This is a genomic window from Psychrobacter sp. T6-1, assembly GCF_052258445.1.
This window is the reverse complement of sequence record NZ_JBQQFC010000050.1, coordinates 1-12416: the sequence shown is the minus strand read 5'-3', so window position 1 is coordinate 12416 and position 12416 is coordinate 1. Positions and strand designations below refer to the sequence as shown.

The window sequence follows — 12416 nt, the reverse complement described above, 5'->3', positions numbered from 1 at the left end:
ATCTATGTCAATGAAGGCGCTGAGGACAACCTAGATTCAACGGTGCGCTTTTTTACCTCAGCGCGCTCAGCTTATGTTTCAGGACAAGTCGTACGTGTAAGCGAAGGCAATACAGTTGATATCGATTGGACGCAGCCTTTGGGCGGCAAAACCATGCTAGTGACAGGGGCAAGCCGTGGTATCGGTGAGGCAATCGCTCGCGTTCTAGCCCGTGAAGGCGCCCATGTTATCTGCCTCGATGTTCCGCAGCAGCAAGCGGACTTGCAAAAAGTCGCCAGCGAAATCAGTGGTTCAGTCTTGACGGTCGATATCACAAGCGAAGACGCAGGCAAAGAGATTGCGACAGCGGCGCAAAAACGTGGCGGACTTGATGCTGTCATCCACAATGCTGGCGTCACTCGTGATAAGACACTTGCCAAGATGGATGAGCAAAAGTGGGATATGGTTATCAATATCAACTTAGGTAGTATTGCTCGAATCAATCGCTACTTGCTTGATAACGAGGTACTCAATGAGGATGCGCGTATCGTTTGTGTCTCGTCAATCTCAGGTATCGCAGGCAACATGGGTCAAACTAACTATGCGACCTCAAAAGCGGGCGTTATCGGCCTTGTCAATTCAACAGCTAAGCAGTTGGATAACAATGATAAAGGCATGACGATCAATGCTGTTGCGCCAGGATTTATTGAGACGCAAATGACAGAAGCGATTCCATTTGCTATTCGTGAAGCAGGTCGCCGCATGAACTCTATGAGCCAAGGCGGCTTGCCAGTTGATGTAGCCGAAACTATCGCTTGGTTTGCATCACCTGCCTCTGGTGGTCTTAATGGCAATACTGTACGGGTTTGTGGTCAAAGTCTGCTCGGTGCATAAGCGTTTGCTTGTTGTATAATTTACGGGTTGTATGAAAAGTTATTTTGAGAAATAATAATATAAGTTATTGATAACCTTTATTATATTCTTACAAAATCACAAATTATTACTATTAAATATAAATTAAGCTGCCCTAGGGTGGCTTTTTTATGATAAAAACACAGCCTAATCTACCAAATTTGCTCTTGCTTTACTTATTATATTTAAACTTATTATATTTAAACCTTGCCTTATTAGGATTGACTTATGTCAGACAAATATTATGATGCGTTGCCAAAAGCGCATACTACTTACGCCAATATCATCAAAAGCTTGCTGCCTACTGGTGAAAAGGCCAGCAAAGACTCATTGCCAAACGCCACTTATCATGTCGAGAACTTGCATATCGATCAAAGCAATCTAGACGATTATCGCAAGATTTGCGGTTTTGCGGACAATGGCAAGATTCCGATTACCTATTTTGCAGTGCTATCACAAGCGCTACAGATGAATATGATGGTCAAAGAGTCCTTTCCTTTTGCGATGCTAGGACTTGTCCATGTAGATAATAGTGTCACTCAGCACCGTCCTATTGGTGAGCGCGAAACGGTGACTATGTCTGTGGCGTTCGCCAATCTACGTGAACACAATCAAGGTCAGCAGTTTGACTTTGTGACGACTGTCAAATCAGGGGATGATGTCGCTTGGGAGGGCACATCGACGTATCTATCTCGCGGCAAAACGTCTAGCAGCAAAAGCAAAAAGAGTGCGCCGCGTCCTGTCACTGTCAAGCCGATGATCGATGAAGAGGGCGTGCACAGTGTCTTTGAGGTACCAGAGGATATCGGTCGCCGTTACGCCTTTATTTCAGGAGATTTTAATCTCATTCATTTGCATCCCTTGTCCGCGCGCGCGTTTGGCTTTCCAAAAGCGATCGCTCACGGTATGTGGTCAAAGGCTAAGAGCTTGGCGCTTATCGCTGACTTGCCTGATGCTTGTAAGGTTGAGGTGTCCTTTAAATTACCAATATTTTTGCCATCAGAAGTAGAGCTGATCTCAGAACCTGTGGCTAAGCTTAACGACGCAGCAGACAAGTGCGTATTTGGTCTCTATAGTGCCAAAAACGATAAGCCGCACCTGACAGGTCATATTGAGCTTGTAGACGCGGACGCCTAGTTATTCGTTATGCTAATGGCTTACTCTTAGCTAAGCGCTTATTACTAGCTGATAGGCGCTTAGCAAAAGCTATCACTATCGCTTTATGACAAGCGTATTTTTTATTGACTATGAATAGAACGATTATGACTGAATCTACTCAAAACTTGGATGTGACATCTAGCAACGACGCTAAGAATAATGACGCTAAAAGTAATGACGCCAATGTTCAATACATTGATACTGATAACGGTATTGCCCTCAATCAAGCTTTGCAGCCCTATTTTCGCCCGGACGCGCAGACTATTGTTTGCGGCGCGTTAGATGATGACAAGATAGCTGCACTGGTAAAAGCGGGTGTTGAACTGGTTATCAATCTGCAACCTGATGACGAGCTCGTCTTTGATGAAGCTAATGCGGTCCAGCAAGCAGGCATGAGCTATGAGCAGCTACCTATTAGTGGGGCCAATGATCTCAAGCAGCTTAACATCTTAGCGTTTGATAATATTTTGCGACAGCACCATGGCAAAAAAATTGCGATGCATTGCGGCTCTGGCAATCGTGTTGGTGCGGCGATAGCCCTGCGAGCAGGATGGCTACGCGGTCGCAAGATGGATACTGCTATGGCACGTGGACAAAGGCATGGACTGACTGGTTTAGAAGAAGAAGTGCGTAATCGCTTGCTCGTTCCGCGATAATCAGTGTACAGTCCAAACACCCAACACAAAATAGGCGACCTTTGGGTGGCCTTTTTTTATAAGTAATAAAAATCAATTATTTAAGTCACTATAAACGGAAGTATTATGACCAAGCATACTGATACCGACTTTGAGCTGCGTATCGCGCAGATATTTAATGATTTGCAATTGGATGACGCGCCAGCGGGCGGGGCACTAGTTGTCTATCAAGCAGGCGAATGTATTATGCAGGCGAGTGTCGGTATGGCGCAAAAGGATATACCTTGGCAGGCTGATACCTTATCCTTGAATTTTTCGACAGGTAAAGGGGTACTCTCAACCCTTATTCATGTTTTGGTGTCACAGGGTTTACTCGACTATGATGCCGCGATTGCCAGCTATTGGTCAGATTTTGCCGCTAACGGTAAAGCAGATATCACTTTAAGGCAGGTTCTATCTCATCAGGCCAATCTATTTGCGATCTCCTCTATTGAGACCGATAGCGAGACATTGATCGACTGGCAAGCGATGCTGGCAAAAGTTGCGGCTATGCCAATGACTAAACCTGATGCCAACAGCAAAACTGGCGATGAGTATGAGAGCGCCTATAGCGCCCTAATCTTTGGTTGGGTGCTTGGTGGATTAATAGAAGCGGTCACTGATATGACTCTAGCACAAGCCCTGCGTCACTATTTAACAGAGCCGCTAGGGATAGCAGATAGCTGTTATTTTGGCGTGCCTGAGGCCAAGGTCAATACAGTGGCTAAGCTCGTTAAAGACTTTGAGCCATCAGAGCAAGACAGCCTGCAACCCTCTTCACAAACAGGTGCTAAGCGTCACAAACCGGTATTGAGAGTAGACTCACCTAAAACCCTTGAGATGTATCAAAGCCTGCCAAGCTATCACTGTTGGCAACAGCGCGCCTTGGATAAGCAAGTTGAATCGTCAAACGCGCAAACAGAACTAAACACCGCTCAAATCAACCGCTTGTACTTTGATCATAGCGCTATCAATGCCAATAACTACAGAGCTGCGCTCGTACCGTCCAATCGGCAGCCGATAAATTATCATACCGATGAGGTACTAAAGGCCGTTATACCCGCCGCCAATGGTGTGGCATCAGCGAAGGCACTAGCAACTATTTATGCCATGTTAGCAAACGGCGGCGTTTGGCAAGGCAAAACCATCATCGATAAGCAGACATTTACGCAGCTAGCGGCAGCACAGTCAAACAGTATGGACGCGGTTATGCCGGCAGCAATGAATTGGCGTCTTGGGTATCACCGTCTATTTAGCGTCTGCAATGAGACGGATATTGGGTTTGGTCATATGGGTTATAACGGTTCTGTCGCTTGGTGTGATCCAGCGCAGCAATTATCGTTTGCTTTTGTCCATAATTTTGATACCACGATGCTTAATGATATTCGTCAGTTTGCGCTGACAGAAGCGGTTTTGTCTTTGATAAATAAAAACTAGCGCTTAGCAGATGACGCTTAAACCTATCACCCCACCTAGTTGATATCAGGCGTCATCTTTAATAATTTAGGTGCGCTTAAACCATGGACAAAGATAGAGATGAGTATCACAATACTACAGACTACCCATAGTTTGATGGCGTCCTCATCGGCAAAATAGCCTTGATTGAGCGCATAGGAGAGGTAATATAGCGTACCGATACCGCGGATACCCAATGCTGATATAGCATATTTTTCGGTGCGATGCATATCGAGTCCAGACAAAGCGATAATGCCGCCAAGCGGTCTTATTATGAGCAAAAAGACAAAGCTTACGATATAGACTTGCCAAGTGAGCTCAAAATTAGACTGCAATCCTTGACCGATAAGCATACCAAAAGTCACCAGCACAAGTGACATGAGCAAACCCTCAGACTGCTCGGCAAAATCGTGTAGTTCTTCGTGATAGCTGTGCTCATGTTCTGAACGTCGAAACGAAAATGCGGCGACAAATACTGCGATAAAACCATAGCTATGTACGTACTCTGCGATCCCATAGGACAATAATGTCAACGCGATAACAACGTAGCCTTGCGAGATAATGGTCTCACGAGAGTGCCTGGAGAATACCGCTTTTGCCATCAGTTTACCGACGATGACACCGACAAGCACACCGACGCCGATCTGCCATAACACATCTTGCAAAAACCATGAACCCAGCATCTCAAGGCTAAAGCGCTTACCTTCACTATAGGCCTCTGCTATCTTTATAGCCAAATAGACAAAAGGAAATGCCAAACCATCATTGAGCCCTGCCTCTGAGGTCAAAGTAAAGCGCGGCGTATCTTCACCGCCTGTATTAGGCGGCCCAACTTGAATGCTAGAGGCCAGCACAGGATCAGTCGGAGCCAATACCGCACCCAGCAAAATAGCAGCGCCAAGGCTTAAACCAAAGGTGTAATAGCCAAGAATCGCCATCGCAAAGATACAAATGGGCATAGTGATCAATAACAAACGTACGGTTGGACGCCACATCTGCCAAGCCAATTCGGTATCGATCTTGATGCCTGCGCCAACCAAAGAGACGAGTACAACGACCTCAGTGAGCTTTTCGATAATGATGCCGTTCTCTAACGGATCCAAAAATGATAAGGTAAGCCAAAAGTAGCCAATAATGGCACCAAAGCTCACCTGTAGCATAGGTAAAGAGATTGGAACACGTTTGGATATGAGCGGAAATAAAGAGCCAAATAAAAAGGCCATACCACCGATTAATAACAGCAGATTGTAATTCTCAATCATAAGGTTTGTACGCACCGATATTGTAGTTTTTAATTTTTAGTTTTTGAGATGTAAAAAGCTTGTCAATAAAACCTCATTTATCATGACGATAAACCATCAGTGTTTTCGCAAAAAAACGTTATCAAAGACGCAAATACGTTGTGTTTTGGTAGAGTATCCTACTCACAAAAAAGCCAGCACGAATGCTGGCTATATCAGTACTTCTTGACTGTTAACTTTATAGAGTCTTAGCGCTCAACTTGACTCACATCACGTACCGCACCTGTATCGGCGCTAGTGGTCATCGCTGCGTATGCTCGAAGAGCAGGGGAGACGTGACGCTCGCGATCCACTGGTTTCCATGCATTGCGCTCGCGCGCTTCCATCTCAGCGCGGCGCGCGGCCAAATCTTCATCGCTGACATCCATATTGATAGTTCTATTAGGAATGTCAATATGTATAGTATCGCCCTCGATAACAAGACCTATCGCGCCGCCCTCTGCTGCCTCTGGGCTGGCATGACCGATTGACAAGCCTGAGGTGCCACCAGAGAAGCGACCATCGGTGAGTAGAGCACACTGCTTGCCCAACCCTTTGGACTTAAGATACGTCGTTGGATAGAGCATCTCTTGCATACCAGGACCACCTTTGGGCCCTTCATAGCGAATAATAACCACATCTCCTGCGACAATTTGATCCCCTAGTACTGCCTCAACAGCCGCATCCTGTGACTCAAATATACGCGCACGCCCTGTAAACACTAGGTTGCTCTCATCAACGCCTGCGGTCTTGACCACGCAGCCGCGCTCAGCAATATTGCCGTACAGTACCGCAAGGCCGCCATCTGCCGAGTAAGCATGCTTGGCGCTACGAATACAGCCTGACTCACGGTTGACATCGAGATTAGGCCACTCTTTGGCTTGTGAAAAGGCCTCAGTCGTACGTACGCCGCCTGGGGCTGCAATATAACGCGCGCGCGCCTCAAGATTATCAGGATTCATAATATCCCACTTATCGATAGCCGCGCGCATAGAGGGACTATGGATCGTTGGAATGTCTGTTTTGAGCAGCCCTGCGCGATCAAGTTCAGCGAGTAATGCCATAACGCCGCCCGCTCTATGCACATCTTCCATGTGGTATTTTTGCGTAGCAGGGGCAACTTTGGATAGACAAGGTACGCGTCGACTGAGACGATCGATATCTGCCATCTTAAAGTCAATTTCCGCCTCATTAGCCGCGGCTAATAGATGCAAAATCGTATTGGTTGAGCCGCCCATAGCGATATCGAGGCTCATGGCATTCTCAAACGCCGCTTTGCTCGCGATAGAGCGCGGTAATACTGAGTCATCATCCTGCTCGTAGCGGCGCTTGGCTAGATCGACAATAGTACGACCTGCTTCTAAGAATAGCTCACGGCGCAAGGCATGGGTGGCAAGTAGTGAACCATTACCAGGTAAAGATAAACCTAGCGCTTCGGTCAAGCAGTTCATCGAGTTGGCAGTAAACATGCCTGAACATGAGCCGCAAGTAGGACAGGCAGACACCTCGATCGCTAGGACATCCTCATCGCTGATCGTATCGTCAGCGGCGTCCATCATCGCATCGACTAGATCCAATTTGCGAATGGCATTACCTTTACTATCTGTCGCTTGTGCATCGCTTTGACCGTCATTGTTATGGCTATGAGCGACAGTACTGGCAATCACTTTACCTGCCTCCATAGGGCCACCTGAAACGAAGACGACTGGGATGTTCAAACGCATAGCTGCCATAAGCATACCAGGGGTAATTTTATCGCAGTTAGAGATACAAACGAGCGCATCAGCACAGTGAGCATTGACCATATATTCAACAGAATCTGCGATCAAATCGCGACTGGGCAAGGAGTAGAGCATACCGCTGTGACCCATAGCAATACCATCATCAACTGCAATAGTATTGAACTCTTTGGCCACGCCGCCTGCTTTTTCAATCTCACGGGCGACCAATTGTCCTAAATCTTTTAGGTGCACATGACCCGGTACAAACTGCGTAAAAGAGTTAGAGATTGCGATAATAGGTTTGCCAAAATCACCATTGGTCATGCCAGTTGCGCGCCACAACGCTCGTGCGCCTGCCATATTACGACCGCCAGTAGAGGTTTTTGAGCGATAATCCATGGGATATTCCTTACGTTTTAAAAGGGTGTTAATTTGACACAGGAGTGAGTGCTTTGAGGGTTAATAATCGCTAGTAATAGGTTTATAAGCGAATAGCTGTCTTAAGTTATTCGATACGCTCCAAAATAGCCGCCTCAAACCAAGGCAGCTTGTCTTTGTCAGCTTCAAGTTTGGCAATGAGGGCTAAAGCATGCGTCGCTGGCAGTTGCTGATAGTCGCTACTGACCTCAAAGATAAGTACGGACTCATCAGTTGTGCCGTTCTCATCAATACTGACCAGTTTTTGTTTGCCGTTTTTATAAAGTACATCGACACGGCCAAAAAACTGCCAGTCTTTAAAGGCCGCTTTGATAGCGTCTTCCTTATTTTGCATGTACAGCTGCTCGGTGGCTTTGCCTGTATTAGTCCATTGCAAGCGCACGGCTAACTGCAAGGCTTCGCTAAATACGACGACAGAGCCGACCACTTTGATGTGCCAAGGCGTCGATATCAGTGCTTCATCGATACCGATAAGTGTGGCAGCATCCTGAGCGCTCATAGGCGTATTAAATTGAGCAAGCAAGTCAGGCGTTAAAGGATGGCTCTGTTTAACAGCGTCATCTAAGCTATCATAGTGATACAAAAACGGCAATGGTTCATCTTGCGTCACTTGTCTTTTGGTGATTTTACAGTTGTGAATGTGCCATTTGATCAAATCATCAGTGATGGCGTCTGCAAGTATGTAAGCGTTTGGATCTATAGTCGGTTTGACACGGGTATCAAGTGGTATTTGCTCGTAGGTTTCATGAGTATAGGCTACTGCGGCGTCCCCAGCATCCTGATTTGGCTGTACTAAGTCTGGCTGTACTGATATTTTATCGTATGATTGCGTCGAATCCATAGAGTTATCGTCGTCAAAATAGGCTCATAGTATAGCATTTTTGCGCTACTTCTCGCTAATCAATAGTAGCTATATAGGCCATTTAGGCGGCAATAGATGACGTGATAAATAATAGTTTTAAAACAGGTGCACCTTGTAGTTTGCCCCTATATCGTTCACTATAGTTACGCTGATATAAAGGCAAGCTTACCCAAATAAGGATAAAATAATGAGCCAAAACAATTACGACGATAATAATATTTTTGCCAAAATGCTAAACGGTGATATTCCGCATCACAAGGTCTATGAGGATGATAAAACTTTAGCCTTTATGGACATTATGCCGCAAGCAGAGGGTCATGTGCTGGTTATCCCTAAGCAAAAAGCGGTTGATTTAGCTGATCTTGAACCTGAATACGCGGCAGCGGTACTGATGAGTGCTAAAAAGGTAATGAGCGCGCAGCGAGAAGTGTTTGCACGCGAAGGTATTATCCAAATGCAATTAAACGGCGCGCAAGCGGGCCAAACGGTATTTCATTATCACATTCATCTGATACCAGGCAGTATTCATGAATTGGGCGTTCATGCAGCTGCGCAGGCGGACAATGACAAGTTAGCTGAGCTGGCACAAAAGCTTGCAGCAGCGATTGAAAGCTAGCAGTGCACTAACATCAAAGCCTACTAAGCATAAGATAAAGAGTAACTTACGGGTTGCTCTTTTTTTGATTAAAAATGTGTCAAAGCTCCAAAATCAAACTATTGAATCTACTGTTATTTTGGAATTTAGTTGAGGACTATGGTATAAACGTCACCTTTATAGCATGACTGCTCAATTTTTAAGCAGCCATACATTTGATGCTTTTATACAAACTATCGATAACAAGGTGGTTTTAACTACCGGCCCTATTTAGAGGTTTAACTATGCAGAATAAACGCGTGCGCTCTACTATTTTGATGCCCGTATTTATCCCGACAGCGATTGTCATGATATTGCTAGTCATTGGCACTTCGGTCAATCCGCAGCTGGCTAGCGGGGCATTTGAGCAAGTACTAAGTTTTACCACAGAGACTTTTGGCTGGTTTTATATGCTGGCAACGGCGCTGTTTTTGATGTTTATCGTGGTACTAGCGTTTTCTCCTTATGGCGGTATTAAATTAGGTCCTGATCATGGTGAGGCACAGTATAATTTTATAGAATGGTTTGCGATGCTGTTTTCAGCAGGGTACGGTATTGCGTTGCTATTTTATGGCGTCGCTGAACCCGTACTGCATTTTGCCACGCCGCCACTGTCCGAGCCTCAAACCATTGCTGCCGCCAAAGAAGCCATGCAGATTGCTTATTTTCACTGGGGCTTTCACATTTGGGCGATCAATGGAGTAGTGGCGCTAACCTTAGCTTATTTTGCTTATCGTCAAGGCTTGCCTTTATCTATGCGCTCAACGCTTTATCCTATTATTGGCGACAAGATATACGGCCCTATTGGTCATGCGGTCGATGTGTTTGCCATTTTGGGTACTTTGTTTGGACTTGCCACCAGTTTAGGTATTTCAGTCTCGCAGATTAATACGGGTCTAAACTATTTGGTTCCGAGTATTCCTGTGAATACGACTGTGCAAGTCATTGCTATCACGATCATTACCGGTTTGGCACTGATATCAGTATTGGCAGGGATGGACAAAGGCGTTAAACGCTTGTCTATCTTAAATATGATATTGGCGACTTCCTTGATGTTGTTTGTATTTATTGTTGGGCCCTCGGTATTTATACTCAATGCCTTTATGGAAAATACGGGCAGTTATTTGGGTAATATCGTTGAGCGCACTTTTAGCTTGCAGGCTTATCAGCAAGGTGATTGGATTACCAGCTGGACGCTATTTATTTTTGCATGGACGATTTCGTGGTCTCCATTCGTCGGCATATTTATTGCCAAAATCAGCCGTGGTCGCACTATCCGTGAGTTCATCGCGGGCGTGATGCTAGTGCCAACGATCTTTACCTTCTTTTGGTTTGCTGTATTTGGTGATACGGCGCTCAACATGATTATGGTACAAGGCTATGAGTCATTAATTAGTGACGTACAGAACAATCAAGCAATCGCTTTGTTTAAGCTACTTGAGAACTTGCCCTTTACGCAAGTGGTGTCCGCTCTAGCAGTGGTACTTATTGTCACCTTTTTTATTACCTCATCTGATTCGGGCTCTCTAGTTATTGACTCGTTAGCAGCAGGCGGTCGCAGTGATACGCCCGCGTGGCAGCGTACGTTTTGGGTGTTGATATTAGGGGTTGTGGCCTCTGTGCTTTTGCTGGCAGGGGGTTTGCAGGCTTTGCAAACAGCAGCTATCGTCAGTGCTTTGCCGTTTACTATTATTATCTTAATTGCTATGTATGGTATGTGGAAAGCGTTACGCATCGAGGGTCATCGTAACGAGAGTTTGGCGAATGAAAACCATCTACCGCCGCATCTGCTCAAACTTGACGCTTGGCGTGACCGCATTGACTACATCACTGAACAACCTAGCCGCGAGGATGTCTTAGACTATATTAAGGGTACGGTCATGTCATCAATGACTGAGGTGGCCGAAAAGTTTAGACAGACGGGCTGGAAACCTGAGGTAAATTACGATGAGGTCAATAATAGGGCAGTGCTGGAGCTACAACGCGGCGATAACGTCGAGTTCTGGTATGAGGTGCGTCTGACTCATCAAGATACACCTGCCTACTATCAAGAAGGCGTCACCAGCAAAGAGAGCGTTACTAGCGATATACCGCAAGAGCACTATCATCGCGCGCAAGTTTACTTACGACGCGGCGGGCAGACCTATGATTTGTATGGGTATCAAAGCGAGTCTGTGATTAATGATATTATCGATCAGTTTGAAAAATATCTGCACTTTTTGCATGAGTCGCCTGATAGTTTGCCTTGGCGAATGCAGGAACATGACGAGCATATTACTCTTGAACAAGGTAGTGTGTTTGATAAGTAAGCATAAATAGACACACCACTTGCAATATAGCTTTCAACCCTTAAAATAGCGGCTTGCTTTTATTAATATATTTGACTAAATGTAAGCCGTTTTTTATGTCTATAGATACCTTGGATACTCCTGATTTGCACCTGCATCCTGCGACGACTCATCCGTTGTTGCAGCCGCTCAATATCGGCGGCTTAACGATACAAAACCGCTTGATGGTTGCGCCTATGGCAGGAGTGACGGACAATCCGTTTCGCAGATTGTGCAAATCCTTTGGCGCAGGTCACGCGGTCAGTGAAATGATCATCGCGGATACTGCTCTGTATGCACGCAAAAAATCTCTGTACCGTGCCAACTTTGATGGTGAGATTGCGCCGATATCCGCACAAATTGCAGGGGCAGAACCAGACAAGCTTGCCGAAGCGGCACGTTATCAGGTCGATAATGGCGCGCAGATTATTGATATCAATATGGGCTGTCCTGCCAAAAAAGTCTGCCGTAAGCTTGCTGGTTCAGCACTATTGCAAGACGAGGAGTTGGTCGCAAGGTTGCTCGATACAGCGGTCAACGCGGTCAACGTGCCTGTGACCCTAAAAACGCGTTTGGGGTTTGAAAATGGTCGCGAGAATATATTACGGGTGGCCAAGCGCGCTGAGCAAGCAGGGATTGCTGCTATTGCCATTCATGGGCGTACGCGCGAGGATATGTATACCGGCAACGCCAGATATGAGCTGATACGCGCAGTCAAAGACAGCATTGGCATTCCTGTCATTGCCAATGGCGATATCGATAGCGCCGAAAAAGCTCAGCAAGTATACGAGATGACCGGTTGTGATGCCGTTATGATTGGACGCGCGGCGCAAGGGCAACCGTGGATATTTCGAGATATCGAGCACTATCTGCGTACAGATGAGCGTCTGGATGCGCCAAGTGTGAGTGAGATTAAAGATATTGTACTCACGCATTTACAAGAGCTATATGCGTTTTATGGCGAGTACTCTGGTTG

Annotated in this window: 10 protein-coding genes; 7 read left to right on the top strand and 3 right to left on the bottom strand. The window is 45.9% G+C overall.

From position 1 onward, the window contains the following. From ACTXGO_RS04935 to ACTXGO_RS04920, 4 genes are all read left to right on the top strand, one after another. On the top strand, positions 1–873 hold an 873-nt coding region (locus ACTXGO_RS04935), incomplete at its 5' end, for a 3-oxoacyl-ACP reductase (protein WP_443573532.1). 246 nt (positions 874–1119) lie between these two features. Next, the gene (locus ACTXGO_RS04930) at positions 1120–2028 is read left to right on the top strand and encodes a MaoC family dehydratase (protein WP_443541759.1); all 909 of its coding nucleotides are present in this window, start codon (positions 1120–1122) and stop codon (positions 2026–2028) included. A gap of 125 nt (positions 2029–2153) precedes the next feature. Then, complete coding sequence (locus tag ACTXGO_RS04925) at positions 2154–2705, top strand: protein tyrosine phosphatase family protein (RefSeq protein ID WP_443573530.1); 552 nt, start codon at positions 2154–2156, stop codon at positions 2703–2705. 105 nt (positions 2706–2810) lie between these two features. After that, positions 2811–4160: a serine hydrolase domain-containing protein gene (locus tag ACTXGO_RS04920; protein WP_443573528.1), complete on the top strand. Its 1350-nt coding sequence runs from the start codon at positions 2811–2813 to the stop codon at positions 4158–4160. Between the two features lie 35 nt (positions 4161–4195). On the opposite strand, the gene ACTXGO_RS04915 is transcribed toward ACTXGO_RS04920, so the two are convergent. From ACTXGO_RS04915 to ACTXGO_RS04905, 3 genes are all read right to left on the bottom strand, one after another. After that, positions 4196–5440 carry a cation:proton antiporter gene (locus tag ACTXGO_RS04915; protein WP_435949095.1) on the bottom strand — a complete coding sequence of 415 codons (1245 nt, stop codon included), beginning with the start codon at positions 5438–5440 and terminating at the stop codon, positions 4196–4198. 227 nt (positions 5441–5667) lie between these two features. Then, on the bottom strand, positions 5668–7578 hold the full coding sequence (gene ilvD, locus ACTXGO_RS04910) for a dihydroxy-acid dehydratase (RefSeq protein ID WP_443573526.1): 1911 nt from the start codon (positions 7576–7578) through the stop codon (positions 5668–5670). Between the two features lie 106 nt (positions 7579–7684). Beyond that, the gene (locus ACTXGO_RS04905; protein WP_443541755.1) at positions 7685–8458 is read right to left on the bottom strand and encodes a hypothetical protein; all 774 of its coding nucleotides are present in this window, start codon (positions 8456–8458) and stop codon (positions 7685–7687) included. Between the two features lie 208 nt (positions 8459–8666). Here ACTXGO_RS04905 and ACTXGO_RS04900 point away from each other — a divergent pair, with 208 nt between their 5' ends. The 3 genes from ACTXGO_RS04900 to dusB all read left to right on the top strand — a co-directional run. Further along, entirely contained in the window at positions 8667–9095 is a 429-nt protein-coding gene (locus tag ACTXGO_RS04900) for an HIT family protein (protein WP_317198994.1), read from the top strand. A gap of 263 nt (positions 9096–9358) precedes the next feature. After that, complete coding sequence (locus tag ACTXGO_RS04895) at positions 9359–11422, top strand: BCCT family transporter (RefSeq protein ID WP_443541753.1); 2064 nt, start codon at positions 9359–9361, stop codon at positions 11420–11422. Between the two features lie 95 nt (positions 11423–11517). Next, a partial coding sequence (dusB, locus tag ACTXGO_RS04890; protein ID WP_443573524.1) for a tRNA dihydrouridine synthase DusB occupies positions 11518–12416 on the top strand: 899 nt, incomplete at its 3' end.

Bases quoted from the DNA above. Each gene is read 5' to 3' on its own strand.
- ACTXGO_RS04900 (WP_317198994.1), top strand. From the start codon at position 8,667: ATGAGCCAAAACAATTACGACGATAATAATATTTTTGCCAAAATGCTA.
- ACTXGO_RS04905 (WP_443541755.1), bottom strand. From the start codon at position 8,458: ATGGATTCGACGCAATCATACGATAAAATATCAGTACAGCCAGACTTA.
- ACTXGO_RS04915 (WP_435949095.1), bottom strand. From the start codon at position 5,440: ATGATTGAGAATTACAATCTGCTGTTATTAATCGGTGGTATGGCCTTT.
- ACTXGO_RS04895 (WP_443541753.1), top strand. From the start codon at position 9,359: ATGCAGAATAAACGCGTGCGCTCTACTATTTTGATGCCCGTATTTATC.
- ACTXGO_RS04925 (WP_443573530.1), top strand. From the start codon at position 2,154: ATGACTGAATCTACTCAAAACTTGGATGTGACATCTAGCAACGACGCT.
- ilvD (WP_443573526.1), bottom strand. From the start codon at position 7,578: ATGGATTATCGCTCAAAAACCTCTACTGGCGGTCGTAATATGGCAGGC.
- ACTXGO_RS04930 (WP_443541759.1), top strand. From the start codon at position 1,120: ATGTCAGACAAATATTATGATGCGTTGCCAAAAGCGCATACTACTTAC.
- ACTXGO_RS04920 (WP_443573528.1), top strand. From the start codon at position 2,811: ATGACCAAGCATACTGATACCGACTTTGAGCTGCGTATCGCGCAGATA.